This window comes from Streptomyces ziwulingensis (assembly GCF_039542605.1).
Taxonomy (GTDB): domain Bacteria; phylum Actinomycetota; class Actinomycetes; order Streptomycetales; family Streptomycetaceae; genus Streptomyces; species Streptomyces ziwulingensis.
On record NZ_BAABIG010000052.1, the window covers coordinates 312,172 to 330,319 of the forward strand.

An 18,148-nucleotide genomic window follows, 5' to 3' on the forward strand; every position below is an offset into this window, starting at 1 on the left:
GACCGTCACCGAGACGAGGGGGATCGTTGAAGTCCGCGGAGCCCGTCCCCGTGCCATCCGCCGAGATGAGCGCCGGCACCACCTGCGACCGACTGCTCGGCATCCTGAAACCACTGGTCTCCCCGGCCGCGCCGCCGGCCCCGGACACCGAACTGGCCGACGCCGGACTCTCCTCGCTCGCCGCCGTGCGGCTGATGCTGGAGATCGAGACCGAGTTCGGCACGGAGGTGCCCCTCTCGCTGCTCCTGGAGTGCCGCACACCGCGCGACCTCGCCGACCGGATCGACCGTGCCGGCGCCGAGGACCGCGAGGACGGCGGGGACGGCGGGGGCCAAGCGGGAGCCGCCGGTGCCGTGGACGTGGTGGCGGCCCCCGAGGCACGCCACGAACCCGTCGCGGCGACCCCCTTGCAGGAGGCGTACGTCGTCGGCAAGTACCCGGAGCTGGACCCGGACGCCTTCGGCTGCCACCACTACCACGAGTTCGCCGTCGACGGCCTGGACACCGACCGGCTGGCCCGGGCCTGGCAGCGCCTTGTCGCACACTTCGACGCCCTCCGGCTGACCGGCGTCGGACGCAACCAGCGGGTCCAGGAGAGTGTGCGGGTGCCCGAACCCGTCATCCACCGGACCGCCGACGCGGGCGCGCTGGAGACCGAGGCGGGCACCGTGCGCCGCCGGCTCTCCCACCACCGGTACCCGCCGGGGCACTGGCCGCCGTTCCAGGTCGAGATCTGCCGGGAACCCGCCGGACACGCCGTGGTCCATCTCAGCCTCGACGGCACGGTCACCGACGCCCACGGCACCGACCTGCTCCTGCACCACTGGTGGCAGCTCTACGCGGACGACGGGCACCGGCTGCCCGAGGTCCCGTTCAGCCTCCGCGACACCCTGGACGCGCTCGCCCGCCACCGCGACTCGGCCGCCCACCGGGCCGCCCTGTCCCGGGCCGCCGCACGTCTGCGGGGCCTGCCCGGCGGACCGGCCGTCCTGCTCGCCGATCCACCCCAGCCGCCGCCCGGCCTCGACGGCCACCGGCGCACCCCGCGCCGCGGCCGGCTCGCTCCGGCCCAGTGGAGGGCCCTGCGCGCGCGGGCCGCCGCCCTGCGCGTCTCACCCACCTCCCTCGTGCTGACCGCCTTCACCGAAGCGCTCGCACCGGCCGGCTCGGACGATCCCTTCACCCTCGTCCTGACCACCACCGACCGGCCCCGGCTGCCGTCCGCCGCCGAGGGACTCGTCGGCCCCTACACCTCCGGATGCCTGCTCGTCGTCGACGCGAGCACACCCGCCCCCGCCCCGGACGACGCGGCACGCGCCCTGCACCAGCGGGTGTGGGAGGCGCTCTCGCACGGTGCCGTCGGCAGCGTCGAGGTGCTGCGCGAACTGCGCGCGCACGGCACCGAGGCACCCGCGTTGCCGGTGGTCTTCACCAGCCTGCTCGACCTGACCTTCGAGGGCGCCGGGCGGGGCAGCATGAGCGACCACGAGCGGTACGTCGTCGGCCAGACCTCCGGCATCGCGCTCGACCACCAGATGCGGGAGCGCGACGACGGCCTGGAGTTCCGCTGGGACACCGCCGACGCCCTCTTCCCGCCAGGCACCCCCGACGCTCTCTTCGGCCGCTTCTGCCGACTGCTGCAAGGACTGTGCGAACCCGCACCCGACACCGCCCCGCCGCCCCGGGACCTCCAGCAGGCGTATCTCGTCGCCCGGCTCGACACGGACACCGGCCGCGGCTGCCAGTACCACCAGAGCTTCCGCGTGGACGATCTCGATCCCGCACGGCTGGAGGAGGCCTGGCACGAACTCGTCACCGCGCACGAGGCACTGCGCCTGCGCACCGGCGCCGACGGCACCCTCGGCGTCCTGCCCGCGGCCCCGGCGGGCGCGTGGATCCCGGTCCTGGACGTCCCCGAGGAGGCGGACGCCGACGCCGTCGACCGGGCCGTACGCGCCGACCTGACCCACCGGCCCTTCGGACTCGGCCGGGGAGCCCACACCGACCTCAGGGTCGTGCGGGCGCCCGGCCGGCCCGCCACCGTCCACCTGGCCGTCGACCTGCTGGTCGGGGACGCCCGCAGCATCGTGCTGCTCGCACGCGACCTGCTGCGCCGGTACGCCGCTCCCACCGGCACCCCTCCCGTCCCGACCCGGCTGCCCCGCGCGCCCCGGCCGGTCACTGCGGCGGCGCGGGCGCACTGGCGCGAACGGCTCGCCGGCCTGCCGCCGGGGCCGCCGCTCAGGGACGCGCCCGGACCCCCGCGTCCCCGGCGCCGCGAGCGGCTCCTCACCGACCGCACGGCCCTCACGGCATGGGCGGACCGGCACGGAGTGAGCCTCGACGCGGCGCTGCTGGCCGCCTACCACACCGCCCTCGGCACCCTGTACGACGAGCCGTTCGCGCTGCCCGTGGTCTGCTTCACCGGCGCGGACGCGCGGCGCCCCGCGGAGTTCACCGAGCTGACCTGGACGCGCTCACCGGCACCCGGCACCGACCTGCCGGGCCTCGCCCACGCCTGCCACCGGCAACTGACCGCCGATCTGGAGCGGGGCGACGGTGCCGGCCTGGCCGAGATGCGCGCGCTCGTCGTGCGGCGCCGCAGGGACGCGGACTTCGACCATCCCGTGGTGTTCACGACCGTGCTCGACGTCTGCGGCCACCCTCTGCCGGACGGGGTGCGCGTCGGCCCGGCGGGCACGGCCACCACCGGCGTGGCCCTCGACTGCGTGACGGTCGACGACGGCACCACCCTGCACCTGGCCTGGGACTCCCTGGACGAACGGTTCGAGGAAGGGGCGCTCGACCGGGCGTTCGAGCAGTACGTCGAGCTGCTCACCGGGCTGGACGGGACGGCCGCCACCACTCCCGTCCCCTCCGACAGGCCCGTCCCCTCCGACAGGCCCGTCCCCTCCGACACGCCCGCGAGCACCGTCACTTCCACCACTCCCACCACCCCTGACGCCGAGGTCACCGCTGAGCGCGACCGCCTCCTGTACGCCTTCAACGACACCGCCCGTCCCTACCCGGCCGACGGCCCGGTCCACCTGCTCTTCGAACGGCAGGCGCGCAGCCGCCCCGACGCGGTGGCGCTGCGCTGGCGCGAGGGCACCATGACGTACGGCGAACTGAACCGCCGGGCCAACCTGATCGCGCACCGGCTCCGGCGGGCCGGCGTCGGCGACGGCACCTCCGTGGGCATCTCCGTGCGGCGCGGCCCGGCGATGGCCGTGTCCGTGTTCGCCGTCCTGAAGGCGGGCGGCGCCTACGTCCCCGTGGACCCCTCACTGCCCCGCGACCGCGCCCACGGCATGCTCCGGGACACCGGCACCGGGCACCTGCTGGTCACCGCGGGCGGCCCGGCCCGGCAGGTGCCGGACGGCATCCGCGTCCTGGACCTGGACGCCCCGGACATCACCGGCGCCCACCTGCCGGACCCGGGTGATCCCGAGCCCGTGACCGGCCCCGACTCGGTCGCCTACCGGCTGTTCACCTCCGGCAGCACCGGACGGCCCAAATGCGTGGTGGTGGCGCACCGTTCCCTGCACAACCTCTTCGACTGGTGCCACCGCACCTTCGACCTCGGCCCGCGCGACACCGGGCTGTGCGTCACCTCCCTCGGCTTCGACCTGTCCGTCTTCGACCTCCTCGGGCTCCTCGCCTACGGCGCCGGCCTCTACCTCGCCGACGAGGCCGAACAGCGGGACCCCGAGCTGCTGGTCGAGGTCCTGCTGCGGGAACCGGTCACCTTCTGGAACTCCGCGCCCACCACCCTGGCCCGGCTCGCGCCGCTCCTGCGGGAACACCGCGGCCGGCCCGGCACCGGCGATCTGCGCCTGGTCTTCCTCAGCGGCGACTGGATCCCGCTGTCCCTGCCCGACGACGTGCGCGCGGTGTTCGGCGCAGCGCGCGTGATCAGCCTCGGCGGCGCCACCGAGGCCACCGTCTGGTCGAACTGGTACCCCGTCGGCGCCCTCGACCCCGAGTGGCGCAGCATCCCGTACGGCAGGCCCATCGACAACGCGCGCTACTACGTCCTGGACGAGGATCTGGAGCCCTGCCCGGTCGGGGAGGAGGGCGACCTCCACATCGCCGGCGACTGTCTCAGCCTGGGCTACCACGGGCAGCCGGAGCTGACCCGGGAGCGATTCGTGCCCGAGCCGTTCGCGGGCGGTCCCGGGTCCCGGATGTACGCCACCGGGGACCGGGCGGCCTTCCGCGAGGACGGCGTCATGGTCTTCCTGGGCCGGCGCGACCACCAGGTGAAGATCCGGGGCTTTCGCGTCGAACCCGGCGAGATCGAGCACCGGTTGCGCGCTCACCCGGCCGTGCACGACGCGGTGGTGGTGCCCCGGCCCGACGGCACGGGGGACCGGCTCCTGGTCGCCTACCTGCTCGCCGAACCGGGCACCGCCCGCCCCTCCGTGTCCGAGCTGCGCGCCCACGCGGCCCTGACCCTGCCGGACTACATGGTCCCGAACTTCGTGACCTTCCTGCCGTCCTTCCCGGCGACCGGCAACGGCAAGCTGGACCGGGACGCCCTCCCGTGGCCCTTGCCCGCCCCCGACGAGCCGGCACCACCGGCACCACCGGCACCACCGGCACCACCGGTCCCGTCGGCGCCCGCCCACACCCCCACCTCCGCCCCCGCCTCCGCCTTCCCGCCCGCCGATGAACTGGCCGAGGAGATCGGCTCCCTGCTCGCCGAACTGATCGGCGTGCCCGGACTGGACCCGACGCTCGACCTGTGGGACCAGGGCGCCACCTCCTTCACCTTGGCCCAGCTCTCCTCGGCGCTGCGGGCCCGTTACGGCCGCCGTATCCCCGTCTCGGCCCTGCTGGCCGAACCGACCGTCGCCGGGATGGCCCGCCATCTGGCGGGCGGCGGTGACCGGACGGAGGCGGCCCCGGCCCCGGCTCCGGCCCCGGCGGCGGAGGCGGCGGAGCGCCCCGTCGAAACCCCGGCCCCGGATCAGGGTTCCTCCGATCCGGACAGCGTGGAGTTCTTCTCCGCCGCGGACCGCGACCGCTTCAAGGCCGACGCCCGGCACCTGCGGCGGCGCTCCGGCGACGAACCCCTCCTCGTGCTCGACGGCCCGTACCCGCCCGCCGAGCGGTACCTGGAGCGCGCCACCCGGCGGAACTTCGCCGACGGCCCGCTCGCGCACGACGCGTTCCTGCGCTTCCTGGCCGCCCTGCGCTCCCGTCCGGCCGGCGACGGTCCGCGCCGGCTGTACGCGTCCGCGGGGGACACCTACGCCGTACAGGCGTACCTGCACATCAAACCGGGCGCGGTCGAGGGCGTCCCCGGCGGCCTGTACTACCACCGGCCGGACGAGCACGCCCTGCAACGCGTCACCACCGAGCCGGGGATCGACCGCGGCGTCCACTTCGCCTACAACCGCCCCGTCTTCGACCGTGCGGCGTTCGAGGTGTACCTGATCTCCGAGCCGCGCGGCATCGAGCCGCTGTACGCCGACGAGTCGGAGCTGTACCTGGCGATCGAGGCCGGCTACCTGGGGCAGTTGCTGATGAGCGGGCAGCGGGAGAGCGGCGTCGGCCTGTGCGCCGTCGGCAGCCTCGCCTTCGACCGGGTCCGGGCCGCCTTCCGGCTGCACCCGGGGCAGCGGCTGCTGCACACCTTCCTCGCCGGTCCGCTGCCCGAAGAGTCCCCGGCGCGCGTCGCACCCACCCGGGAGCGGGCCGCCACCACGGCGGCGGGGACGGCCGCCCGGCCGGCCCCGGCGGACGTGGCCGTCATCGGCGCCGCCGGACGCTATCCGGGCGCGGACGGCCTGGAGGAGTTCTGGGACAACCTGCACGCCGGGCGCCGCACCCTCGGTCCGCTGCCCGCCGAACGGCTGGCCGCCCTCCAGGCCGCCGGCGCCGCCCCGGACCGGGCGCGGACCTGGCCGCACGGCGGCTATCTGCGCGGTGACGACGGCTTCGACGGCCGCCTGTTCCGCATCTCCCCCCAGGAGGCCGAGGATCTCGACCCGCAACTGCGGCTGCTGCTGCCGGTGGTGTGGCAGTGCCTGGAGGACGCCGGCCACACCCCCGGCGGTCTCACCCGGGACGGAGAGCGGGTCGGGGTGTTCACGGCGACCATGTGGCACGACCACCGGCAGACGGGCGAGGCCCGGTGGCGGGAGGGCGCGCCGGCCCGCCAGGCGGGTGCCGCCTCGGACCTCCCGGCGCGGATCGCGCACTGCCTCGGCCTGGAGGGGCCCGCCGTCGCGGTGGACACCGCCTGCTCCTCCTCGCTGACCGCCCTGCACCTGGCCGTGACCAGCCTGCGCCAGGGCGAGTGCGACGCGGCGCTGGTGACCGGCGTCAACGTCGTCGCCCACCCCTACCACCTGGCGCTGCTGAGCGACCTCGGCCTGGCGACCGAGCGGCCCTCCGCCGGTGCCTTCGGCGCCGAGGACAGCGGCTGGTCGCCCGGCGAGGGCGCGGGCGCGCTGCTGCTGCGGCCGCTGCGGGACGCCGTGGCACGGCGGGACGTGCTGCACGCGGTCGTCGAGGCGACCGGCACCGGAGCTGCCGGGCGGCCCGGACCGTTCGCGATGCCCGCCGCCGGCCCGCTCGCCCGCTCCCTCACCCGCATGCTGGACCGGCACGGGCTGGCCGGGGCGGACATCGGATACGCCGAGTGCGCGGCATCCGGCGCGCTGCTGGCCGACGCCGCCGAACTGGACGCCCTGCTCACCGCGTTGCGCCCGCCCGGCAGCACCGGGGACCTGCTCGTCGGCAGCGTCAAACCGCACATCGGCCACCTGGAGGCCGCCTCCGGGCTGTCCCAGCTCACCAAGGTGCTCCTGCAACTGCGCGAGCGGACACTGGCACCGACCGCCGCGGCGCCCCGGCGCACCCGGCTGCCCGACTGGACCCGGCTCACCGTCGCCGACACCGCCCGGCCCTGGACACCCCGCACACCGGGCGCGCCCCTGCGGGCGCTCGTCAGCGCCTTCTCGGCGACGGGCGCGTACGGCCACGCGGTGCTCCGCTCCGCCGACGGCACCGACCGATGACCGGGCCCGCCCGCCCCGGAACCGACCGAACGGAAGGACAGCGGTGACCGGTACCTGGCTGAAGGGCGGCGACGCCACCGCGGACGCGGCGCTGCGCCTGTTCTGCTTCGCGCACGCCGGTGGCGGCGGCGGCTTCTTCCGGCCGTGGCGGGAACTGCTGCTGCCGGAGATCGAGGTCTGCCCGGTGATCCTGCCCGGCCGCGAGACCCGCGTCGCCGAGCCCGCCCACCGGAGCATGGGGGATCTCATCGGCCCGCTCTGCGAGGGCCTCGCCCCCCATCTGGACCGGCCGTACGCGCTGTTCGGACACAGCACCGGGGCGGCCATCGCCTACGAGGTCGCCCGCCGCTTCCAGGACGATCCGGCGCGCGCCCCGCGCCGGTTGCTGGTCTCGGGGCGGCGCGCCCCGCACCTGGCGCCACGCCGGCCCCCGTTCGCGGGCCTCGCCGACGACGACTTCCTGCGGGTCGTCGCCGAACTGGGCGGCACCCCCGAGGAGGTGCTGCGCCAGCGCGACCTGATGCGGATGTTCCTGCCCGCGCTGCGCGCCGACTTCCACCTCAACGAGAGCTACCGGCCGCTGCCCGGCACGCGGTTGCGCTGCCCGCTGTCCGGGTTCACCGGCGACCGGGACCCGGAGGTCACCCCGCTGGAACTGCGGCTGTGGCAGACCACGAGCGAGGGCCCGTTCCGGATGCGGGTTTACGACGGCGACCACTTCTACCTGGCCGGGCTCCCCGAGCCACTCCGCTCGGACCTGCGGCAGGACCTGCGCGAGGACATCGGGCAGCCGGTGCCCTGAACGCCGGCGCCGCGGCCGGGGTGCGCCCGGCCCCGTCACCAGCCCCCTCACCGCGGACCCGGGGGCCCCGCCCCGCACGGCGGGCCGGTGTGCCGGAGCACCGGCACGTCCGGCCCGTGCCCCCGCCGCAGCGCCACCGCGACGAGATGCCGTTCGCCCTGGGGCCACTGGGCGAACTGCCACAGCAGTCCGTCGTCGTCGGCCGCGGCCAGGCGGGGCGCACCCGCCGGGTCCGGGGTCACCGCATAGGAGTCCGGGGGCAGCAGGAACCCCAGGCCCCGGGCCTTGCCGTACGCCTCCTTCAGCGTCCAGTGGAGCAGGAACACGGTGCCGCGCTCGGCGGGCGGGGCCGCGCGGACCCGTGCGGCCTCCCGGGGATGGAACATCGCGCGCGCCACCCGCACCGGGTCCACCGAGCGGTCGGTGACCTCCACGTCGACACCGCAGTCCAGTTCGGGGCAGACCAGGCAGACGGCCAGGCCCGGGGCGTGGGCGACGCTGAAGCGCAGCCGGGGCACGGTGCGCGGCCCGGCGGTTTCCGGACGGCCGTGCGCACCGGTCGTGAAACGCCACTCGACGGGCCGGACCTCGGGCACACAGCGGCTGAGCGCGGTCCGCAGCAGGGTGCGGGCCGCGATGTACAGACGGCGGTCCCCGTCCCTGCGGAAGGCCTCGCAGCGCCGCCGTTCCTCCTCCGAGAGCAGGGCGCGGTCGCCGTAGCACTCCGGGGCCGCGGCCCACACGTGCGCGAGGGGAGCGCCGGTGCCCGCGTGGTGCAGCGCGAGCCGGGCCGGCGGCGGTGTCCCCTCGGGCACGGCGGCCTCCCCGGTGCCGGTCCGGCCGCTGCCCGCCGGACATCCTGTGACGCGTGGTGACGAGTCCCGACGGGCATCGAGCCTGCGGCGTACGGAACGGGCCCGCCGTGCAAAAGTGAGCAGATCCGCGACGCCCCCGACGGTTACAACCGGGAGAGCCGGGGCCCGGTGGCGGCCCCCGACCGCGGGAGCGACCATGGCCGTCGGCATCGAGGCGATCAACGCCTATGTGGCACGCGCCCGTTTCGACGTGGCGGAACTCTTCCGCGGCCGGGGCCTGGACCTGACCCGGTTCGACAACCTCATGATGCGCGAGAAGTCGGTCAACCTGCCCTGCGAGGACGCGGTGACCAACGCCGTCAACGCGGCCCGTCCCCTGCTCGACCGGCTCACCGCGGAAGAACGCGAGGCCGTCGAACTCCTCGTCGTCGGCACCGAGTCGGGGCTCGACCTCGGCAAACCGATCTCCACCTACATCCACCACCACCTCGGCCTCAGCTCCCGCTGCCGCTCCTTCGAGGTCAAACACGCCTGCTACGGCGGCACCGCCGCGCTGCAGACCGCCGCCGGCATCATCGGCGCCTCACCCGTGGCCGCCGCCAAGGCACTGGTGATCGCCGCCGACGCGCCGAGCGCGGCGGCCCGCGGCACCTACTGGGAACCCTCCGAGGGCGCCGGCGCCGTCGCCCTCCTCGTCGGCCGCGAGCCACACGTCCTGGAACTCGACCCCGGCGCCAGCGGCCTGCACACCTTCGAGGTGATGGACACCCTGCGGCCCCGCCCGGACCTGGACTACGTCGACTCCGACGTCTCCCTGCTGTCGTACCTGACCTGCCTGGAACGCAGCTTCGCCGCCTACCGGGAGCGGGTGGCCGGCGCCGACGTCGTCGACAGCTTCGCCCACCTGGTGCTGCACACCCCGTTCGGCGGCATGGTCAAGGGCGCGCACCGCAAACTGCTGCGCGCGCACAAGGGCCTGGGCCCGCGCGAGACCGCCGAGGACTTCACCCGCCGGGTCGCGCCCACCCTGCGCCACGGCGCACGGGTCGGGAACCTCTTCTCCGCCTCGCTCTACCTCGCCCTGTGCTCGCTCCTCGACCACGGGGAACCCGAGACCCCCTGCCGCATCGGGCTTTTCTCCTACGGTTCGGGGTGCGGCTCCGAGTTCTTCAGCGGCGTCCTCGGCGAGGACGCGGTGGCCACCGCGGGCCGGATGCGGATCGGTGCCGCCCTCGACGCCCGGCGGGCGCTGACCATGGCGGAGTACGACGCCGTCACCGAACTCGGCGGCGACCGCGCCTTCGGCGTACGGGACCTGGTCGTCGACACCAAGCCGTACGCGGACCTGTACGGCGACCTGTTCGACGGAGCCGGGCTGCTGACGCTCGACCGGATCGAGAACTTCCACCGCCTCTACTCCTGGAGCTGACCGACCGATGAGCCACGGCACCGTCCGCGTCCGGCACCAGGAACCCGCCGTCCTGCGGATCACCCTGAGCCGGCCCGAACGCGGCAACACCCTCGACTCCGCACTGATCGCGGACCTGCACGAGGCCCTGGACGGAGCCGAGAAGTCCGACACCTGCCGGCTGGTCGTGCTCGACTCGCCCGGCCAGGTGTTCTGCAACGGGATGGACCTGGCCGAGGCGGCGGAGGAGTTCGGCACGGAGCCCGGCCGCGACGGCCGGCCAGGCCGCGGCGCCTCCCACGGCTCCGCGTTCTTCGGGCTGCTGCGGCGGCTCACCGAGGTGCCGAGGCTCACCCTCGCCTGTGTGGACGGGCGGGTGGCGGGCGGCGGAGTGGGGCTCGCCGCGGCCTGCGACCTCGTCCACACCACCGGACGCGGCGTGTTCAGCCTCCCCGAGGCACTGTGGGGCCTGCTGCCGTGCAGCGTGCTCCCGTTCCTGATCCGCCGCACCGGCTTCCGTACCGCCGCCACCATGACCCTCACCACCCTGCCGCTCACCGCCCAGGAGGCGGTGGACCGCGGCCTGGCCGACGAACTGTCCCCCGACGCCGGTCCCCTGGAGCGCCGGCTGCTGTCCCGGCTGACCAAGGTGGACGCCCGGATGATCGGCGAGGCCAAGGGACACCTGTCGGCCCTGCACCCCGTCACCGACGCGACCGAGCGGCACGCGGTCACCGAACTCGCCCGGCTCGCCGCCGCGCCGGGTGTCCGCGAGGGCATGGCCCGGTTCGCCGCCGAAGGGCGCTACCCGTGGGAGCGCTGAACACCGGGCCCCGACGCCACCGGCCGGAGCCCCGGGGAGGCCGCCGATGAGAGTCGTCTGGGCGTTTCCCGGCCAGGGCTCCCAGCGCGCGGACATGGGGGCCGCCCTCTTCGACCGCCACCCCGAGACCCTCGCACGCGCGGACGCCGTGCTCGGCCGCTCGGTACGCGAACTCAGCGCCGACCGGGCCGCGTTGCGCGACACCCGCGTCCTGCAGCCGGTGCTCTACACCATCGGCGCGCTGACCTACCTCGACCGGGCCGCCCGCGAGCCGCAGCCCCACTGCATGATCGGGCACAGCCTCGGCGAGTACACCGCGCTCTACGCCGCCGGCGCCCTCGACTTCGAGACCGGGCTGCGGCTGGTGGCGGCCCGCGCCGAGATCATGGGCCGGGCGAGCGGCGGCGGCATGCTCGCGGTCGTCGGGCTCGACCTCGGGCGGCTGCGGCAGGTGCTGCGCCGCGAGGGCGCCGACGACATCGACGTCGCCAACCACAACTCGCCGGCCCAGACCGTCCTCTCCGGCCCCGAGGACTCCGTCCGCGCCCTCGCGCCGGTACTCCGCCGGGAAGGCGCGGGCAAGTGCGTGCTGCTGCACATCAGCGTCGCCGCCCACTCCCGCTACATGGCCGACGCGGCCGACGAACTGGGAGCGGTGCTCGACACCGTCACCTTCCACGAACCCCGGGTCCCCGTCATCTCCAACGTCACCGCCCGCCCCCACCGGGCCGAGCACATCGCCGCCCGGCTGCGCGACCACATGTGCCAGGGGGTGCGCTGGTGGGAGAGCCTGGCCCACCTCGTCGGCCAGGGGGTCACGGAGCTGGTCGAGCTGGGTCCCGGAAGGGTGCTGACCAAACTGTGGGCGACGGCTCGGACGGAACTGACGCCCGACGGCGACGGCGACGGCGACGGACCGGACGCGGCGGACCGGCCGGCGAGCCCCGCGCAGTCACGCCCGGCCCGGGGCGGCGACGCCGCAGGAGCGCCGGCGACACCGGTGAGCCCGGGTGACACGGGGCGGCGCCCACCACCGCTCCCCGCCCCGACGGCTCCGACAGCCCCGGCGGGTCCGGTGGCCCCGGCGGGTCCGGTGGCTCCGGCGGGCACGGTGCTCATGCAACGGCTGGGCGCGGGACGGTTCCGGGAGCGGTACGGGACCGAGCTGGCCTGGGTCGTGTCCGGAACCGGGGACGGGGCCGTGGGGGAGGAGGTCTGCCGAGCCGCCCGCGCGGCCGGACTCGCGGCCTTCACCGACCCGGCCCCCGCCCCGGCCCCCGGCACCCCGGACGGGGTGTCCCTCGGCGAGGCGGGCCGGCGGGGATGGGGGACCGGGCTGCGCCCCGGACCGGACGCCGACGAACAGGTCAGCGCCCTGCTGGCGCACGAGGTGCGGCACGTCGAGGCCCACCACCCGCACGGCCCCGACACCGCGCTCGTCCGCTTCCGCTTCACCGGCGCCCACCGCGACCGGACCGGCACCCCCGTCGCCGTACGGCACGTCATCGCCCGGGTCACCGGCCTCGACCAGGCCGCCGCCTTCCTGCGCCCGCCCTCCCCGGCCCTGCTCGCCGCACTCGTACGCACCGGCGGTCTGTCGGCCGGGGAGGCAGACGCCGCCCGGGCGCTCCCCGTCGCCTCCGACCTGGCCGTCCAGAGCCCGGCGGGCTGGCACACCGACGGCGCCGACGCCTACCAACTGCTGCCGGCCGTGGCCGCGCTCGCCGCCCTCGGTCCCGGGCCCGACCCCGTGCACGTGGGCCTGTGCGGAGTCGTCGGCACACCGGAACAGGCCGCCACCGCCTTCGCGCTCGGCGCCGCCTTCCTCGTCTCCACCTCGCTCACCGCGTGCGCCCCCGCCGCCCGCCTGGCCGACACCCTCAAGCACACCCTCGCGCGGGCCGGCGACGACGACGTCACCTGGGCGCCCACCGAACGGCACGCGACCCTGGGTGTCCCCGCCCGGGTCGTCCGCCGGGGCACCCTGTTCCCCGCCCGGGCCGGTCTGCTCCACCGGCTCCTGCGCGCACACCGGTACTTCGCCGACGTCCCCGCACACCGGCGACGCCACCTCGAGGAACACGTACTGGGCGCACCGGCCGCGGAACCACCGCCGGACGGCCACCGTCTGCGTACGGCCGACGTGTTCCGCTGGTACGCGCGGGAGACCGCCCGCCGCACCCCGGCCGGCGATCCTCTCCGGCCCCTGGACCACCAGTTGCCGTGCGACCCGGAGCTGACCCACTTCAATCGCGCCACGGCCGGCACCGCGCTGGCCGCGTGGACCGCGCGCGACCCGGACGTGGTGGCCGGACACCTCCTGACAAACGCCGCGGAACTGCTGACCGCGCGGGCGCCGAGGCGGGCCGAAAAGCGCCTATGAATCACCGGACATGTCAAGCAATCGCCGATACGGTCTGCGACGGACGGTGGCGTCCCGCACAGGGGCCCCACGGGCATACGGCGTGCCCGGACCGACACGGACCGAGCCGAGGTCGACACCCGTGGAGTGAGAGGGCATGAACCCTGTGGAGCGCACCCGCACCCGATCCGACGGCGCCACGCCCGTCCCCCAGGCGCCCCCCGACACCCCGTCCGGCGGCACCGCCGCGGCGGCCCCGGCCGACCCGTGCGTCGTCCTGGTGTCGGCGGGCGACCCCGGGCGGCTCGCCCGCGCCGCCCGCGAACTGCGCGACCGCCTCGCCCGGCTGCTGCGCCAGGACCGGGCACCCGCCGTCGCCGACATCGCCTGGACCACCCAGACCGGCAGGGTGCCCATGCGCCACCGGCTGGCCGTCGTCCACCCCGGTCTCGACGGTGTCGTCGCGAGTCTCGACGCCTTCCTGGCCGGCCGCCCCGACCCCGCCGTCCACACCGGAGAGGCCGGCGGCGCCCCGGCCGGCGCGCCCGGCAGCGCCGCCGACGCGGCCCGGCTGTGGGCCCAGGGCGCCGACCTGCCCTGGGCGTCGTACTGGCACACGCCACGCGCCCGCGTCGCCCTTCCCGCCTATCCCTTCGCCGCCGGCCCACCCGCGCCGCCGCCCACCGAGACACCGGCCGCCGTCCCCGCACCGGACGCGGGGGCGGCCCCGCGCGTGGCCGGTCTGGAGAGCGCCCTCCTGGACCGGTACGCCGAGGTGTCCGGCATCCCGCGCGACGAACTCGACGCCCGCACGCCTTTCGTGGAGTACGGGCTCACCTCGCTGCAGATCGGTGAACTCAACCGGCTGCTGGCCGAGGAGTGGGGGGTCGGCAACCGGACCCTGTTCTTCGAGCACGCGGACATGGCCGGCGTGGCGCGGGACGCGGTGCACCGCTGCGGAGCCGCTCCGCGAGACACGCCGGTCACGCCGGACGCGGTCACTGCAGCGGGTGCTCCCGCTGCGGCTACGGCGTTCGCCCCCACTCCGGCTCCGGCTCCCGTTTCGTCCCCCGTCCTCCCTCCGGACCAGTACCCCGACGGCGCGATAGCCGTCATCGGTGTCGCGGGACGCTACCCGCAGGCACCGGACCTGGAGACGTTCTGGGCCAATCTGCGGTCCGGGCGGGACTGCGTCACCGAGCTGCCCGCCGACCGGCGGCGGTCCGGCTGGCCCGTCGACGACATGGTCGGCGGCTTCCTCGACGGCGTCGACCGCTTCGACCCGCTGCTGTTCGGCATCACCCCCCGGGACGCCGCCCTCATGGACCCCCACGAACGCCTCTTCCTGGAGACGGCGTGGGCCGCCCTGGAGAACGCCGCCCACCCCCGGCAGCGGCTGCGCGACAGGCACCGGTCACGCGTCGGCGTCTACGCGGGCGCCATGTACGCCGACTACGCCTTCTTCGGCGTGGAGGAGACGCTGCGCGGACGCCCCGCCCACAGCGGCGGCGCGCTCGGCAACATCGCCAACCGCGTCTCGTACGTTCTCGACCTGCACGGACCGAGCCTCGCCGTCGACACCATGTGCTCCTCGTCGCTGGCCGCCCTGCACCTGGCGGTGCGCGCGCTGCGCGCCGGGGACTGCGAGATCGCCCTCGCCGGAGCGGTCAACCTCTCACTGCACCCGAACAAGTTCCTCCAGCAGCGGCTCATGTCCCTCACCTCAAGCTCCCGGCGCTGCCGCAGCTTCGGAGCGGGCGGCGACGGGTTCGTGCCGGCCGAGGCGGTCGGCGTACTGGTCCTGAAGCCGCTGGCCCGGGCACTGGCCGACGGCGACCGGGTGCGCGCGGTGGTCCGGGGCACCGCCGTGGTGCACGCGGGCCGCACCAACGGGTACATCGTGCCGTCCCCCGTCGCGCAGAGCGAGGTCGTCCGGGCCGCCCTCGCCGACGCGGGACTGGGGCCCGCCGACATCGACTACCTGGAGGCACACGGCGCCGGGACCGCACTCGGCGACCCGGTCGAGATCGACGGACTCACCCGCGTGTTCGGCGGCGACGACCGTCCCCCGGGCGCACTGCCGATCGGCTCGGTGAAGTCCGCCATCGGGCACGCCGAGGCCGCGGCCGGCCTCGCCGCGCTCACCAAGTGCCTGCTCCAGATGGAACACGCCACCCTGGCCCCGACCCTGCACACCGAGCGGCTCAACCCGGACATCGACTGGGACACCGTGCCCTTCCGCCCCCAGCGCGCCGCCGCCCCCTGGCGGCGGCCGACCGGACCGGACGGCGCGCCGCGCCCGCGCCGCGCGGGCATCAGCTCCTTCGGCGCCGGCGGGACCATCGCCCACGTGGTGCTGGAGGAGTTCCAGTTCCCCGCCCACCACGGCACGGACACCGCCCCGGCCCCCCGGCTGCTGGTGCTCTCCGCCCACGACGAACAGCGGCTGAAGGACTCCGCGGCTCGCCTCGCCGCCTGGTTGCGCCGCCCGGACCCGGCCCCGCTCGCCGAGGTCGCCTGGACCCTCCAGATCGGCCGCGAGCCGCTGCGCGAACGGCTCGCGTTCGTCGCCACCGGCACGGCGGAGGCCGCCGCCCGCCTGGCCGAGTTCGCGGCGGGCCACGACCGGGGCGCCGAGGACGTCGTACGCGGCCGGGCACCGCACGGCGGCCGGCCCCAGGGACGCCTGCTGCCGGACGGCCCGGACCCCGACCTCACCGCGCTCGCCCGGCACTGGGTGACCGGCGCCCCCGTCGACTGGGCCCGGCTCCACACCGGCACCGCGCCACGCGTCACCACCTTGCCGGCCTATCCCTTCGCCGGGATGCGGTGCTGGATCCGCGAGGAGGACGGCACCGGGCAGGCCGCGACACCGGACACCGCCCCCGCGGGCGACGCGCCGGCCGCCGCGCCGAGCGGCACCGAGGACGCCGTGCTGCTGCGCCGCGAGTGGCTGCCCACCGGCGAGGTCACCACCGGGCACGGCCCCGCCGAGGGCGTGGTGGTGTGCCTGTACGGCACCGCGACCCGGGCCGTGGCCGACGCGCTCGCGCGCACGGCACCACCGGGCACCCTCGTCCCGGTCCTGGTCCACGACGACGGTTCTCCCGGCGCGACGGGCGCGGCAGGGGAGTTCGGCGACGACAGCCGGGCCGACGCCGTCACCGACGACCTGCTCGCCCGGCACCCCGTGATCGCGGGCTGGATCGACCTCACCGACCTCGACCGGCCCGACCCCGACGACCCCGGCCCCTGGACCGCCCGCCTGCTGCTGATCCGCCGGCTCCTCGGCGCCCGGCCCGGCACCCGGCTGCGCGGCATCCAGGCGGTGCGCGGACTCCAGGACCTCGACGGACCCGCCCCCTGCCCCTCCGGCGCCCGCATGGCGGGGTTCCTGCGCTGCCTCGGCGCCGAGTACCGGCGACTGGACACCACCGTCCTCGACACCGATTCCCCCACCGCCGCCCCGGAACGGCTGGCCGCGTCGCTCTGGGGCGAGTGGCACCGGCCGGGCACCCGGGCCGAGATCTGCCACCGGCACGGACTGCGCTACGAACCCGTTCTGCGCCCGACCCTGGCCCGGCACACCCCGCTCGCCCCCGACCCCGGCCGCGCCTACGTCGTCACCGGCGGCACCCGGGGCATCGGCGCCCGGGTCGCCGCACACCTCGTCCAGCGCGGCGCCCGGGCGGTCGCGGTGCTCGGCGGCCGGCCGCTGCCGGCGCGCGACCGGTGGGACACACCAGGGGCGCTCGGTCCGGCCGAGGCGGAAGCCGTCGCCGGCGTACGACACCTCGAACAGCTCGGCGCGCGCGTCCTGGTCCACACCGGCCCGCTCACCGACAGGGCCGCCGTCGGCGCCTTCCTGGACCGGGTGCGGTCCCAACTGGGGCCGATCGGCGGCGTGGTGCACTGCGCGGGCGGCCTCGGGGGCGGCCGGCCCGCCTTCGTCGGCAAGGACACCGCCACCGTCCTCGCCACCTTCGCGCCCAAGGCCGACGGCATGGAGACGCTGGCCGCCCTGTGCGAGGGCGACCGGCTCGACTTCTTCGTGGCGTTCTCCTCGGCCTGTGCCCTGATCCCGCGGCTCGCCGTCGGCGTCACCGACTACGCGGCCGCCGACGCGGCGATGGACCTCCTCCTCACCCACCGGGTACGGCGGGGCGGCGGCCACTTCCGCTCCGTGACCTGGCCCATGTGGACGCAGAGCGGAGCGGCACGCGGGCAGGAGAACGTCTGCGCGCCGGTCGGCCTGGACACCGTCGACGACGCCACGGGGCTGCGCATCCTGGAGCAGGTGGTGGCCATGCCCTGGGGCGGCACGGTCCTGCCGGCCGTGCCCCTCGCCCCCTCCTTCGACGCGCAGACCCTGCTGGACACCCGGCCGGACCGGACACCCGAGGGGCCGGCGGAGCCGACGGCGGCAACGCCGGCACCGGCACCGGCACCGGCACCGGTGGAACGCGCCGAACCGGCGCGACCGCCGTCGTACCCGGCGCCGCCGGTCCCACGCCCCGGGCCCGCGACCGGGCCCGCCTGGCTGGTCCCGCTGGTGTGCGCGGTGCTCGGCACACCGGAGGCCGACCTCGACACCACGGCCGACTTCGCCGACCTCGGCGTGGAGTCCGTGATGCTGGGCGAACTCCTGGAACTCGTGGAGGAGGCCGTGGGCAAGCGCCTGCCGCCGTCACTGCTGCTGGAGTACCCCTCCGTCGAGTCGCTCCACGAGGGCCTGACCGCCACCGGCCTCGCACCGCGCGCCGAGCCGGCGACCCAAGCGCCCGAGCCGCTGGCACACACACCCCGACCGGCCACCACCGCACCCGTGCCCGCCACCGCACCCACCCCCGACCTCACCCCCACTCCCGCCCCCACTCCCGCCCCCGTCACCACCCCTACCTCTGCCC

General features: G+C 76.0%; 7 protein-coding genes. 6 read left to right on the forward strand and 1 reads right to left on the reverse strand.

What is annotated here, in order from left to right; genetic code table 11:
- Positions 1 to 50 precede the first annotated feature (50 nt).
- Both ABEB00_RS24550 and ABEB00_RS24555 read left to right on the forward strand, forming a co-directional pair.
- Positions 51 to 7,031: an amino acid adenylation domain-containing protein gene (locus ABEB00_RS24550; protein ID WP_345622306.1), complete on the forward strand. Its 6,981-nt coding sequence runs from the start codon at positions 51 to 53 to the stop codon at positions 7,029 to 7,031.
- Between the two features lie 43 nt (positions 7,032 to 7,074).
- A complete protein-coding gene (locus ABEB00_RS24555; protein ID WP_345622307.1) occupies positions 7,075 to 7,833 on the forward strand; it encodes a thioesterase II family protein in 759 nt (252 codons plus the stop codon).
- 47 nt (positions 7,834 to 7,880) lie between these two features.
- Here ABEB00_RS24555 and ABEB00_RS24560 read toward each other — a convergent pair whose 3' ends face one another.
- Positions 7,881 to 8,648 carry a 4'-phosphopantetheinyl transferase family protein gene (locus ABEB00_RS24560; protein WP_345622308.1) on the reverse strand — a complete coding sequence of 256 codons (768 nt, stop codon included), beginning with the start codon at positions 8,646 to 8,648 and terminating at the stop codon, positions 7,881 to 7,883.
- A 196-nt stretch (positions 8,649 to 8,844) separates the two neighbouring features.
- Here ABEB00_RS24560 and ABEB00_RS24565 point away from each other — a divergent pair, with 196 nt between their 5' ends.
- The 4 genes from ABEB00_RS24565 to ABEB00_RS24580 form a co-directional block, all read left to right on the forward strand.
- Entirely contained in the window at positions 8,845 to 10,077 is a 1,233-nt protein-coding gene (locus ABEB00_RS24565; RefSeq protein ID WP_345622309.1) for a hydroxymethylglutaryl-CoA synthase family protein, read from the forward strand.
- Between the two features lie 7 nt (positions 10,078 to 10,084).
- Complete coding sequence (locus tag ABEB00_RS24570) at positions 10,085 to 10,879, forward strand: enoyl-CoA hydratase-related protein (RefSeq protein WP_345622310.1); 795 nt, start codon at positions 10,085 to 10,087, stop codon at positions 10,877 to 10,879.
- Positions 10,880 to 10,925: 46 nt separating this feature from the next.
- Positions 10,926 to 13,262 carry an ACP S-malonyltransferase gene (gene fabD, locus ABEB00_RS24575; protein ID WP_345622311.1) on the forward strand — a complete coding sequence of 779 codons (2,337 nt, stop codon included), beginning with the start codon at positions 10,926 to 10,928 and terminating at the stop codon, positions 13,260 to 13,262.
- A 136-nt stretch (positions 13,263 to 13,398) separates the two neighbouring features.
- Positions 13,399 to 18,148: beta-ketoacyl synthase N-terminal-like domain-containing protein (locus ABEB00_RS24580; RefSeq protein WP_345622314.1), on the forward strand; the 4,750-nt coding region annotated here is incomplete at its 3' end.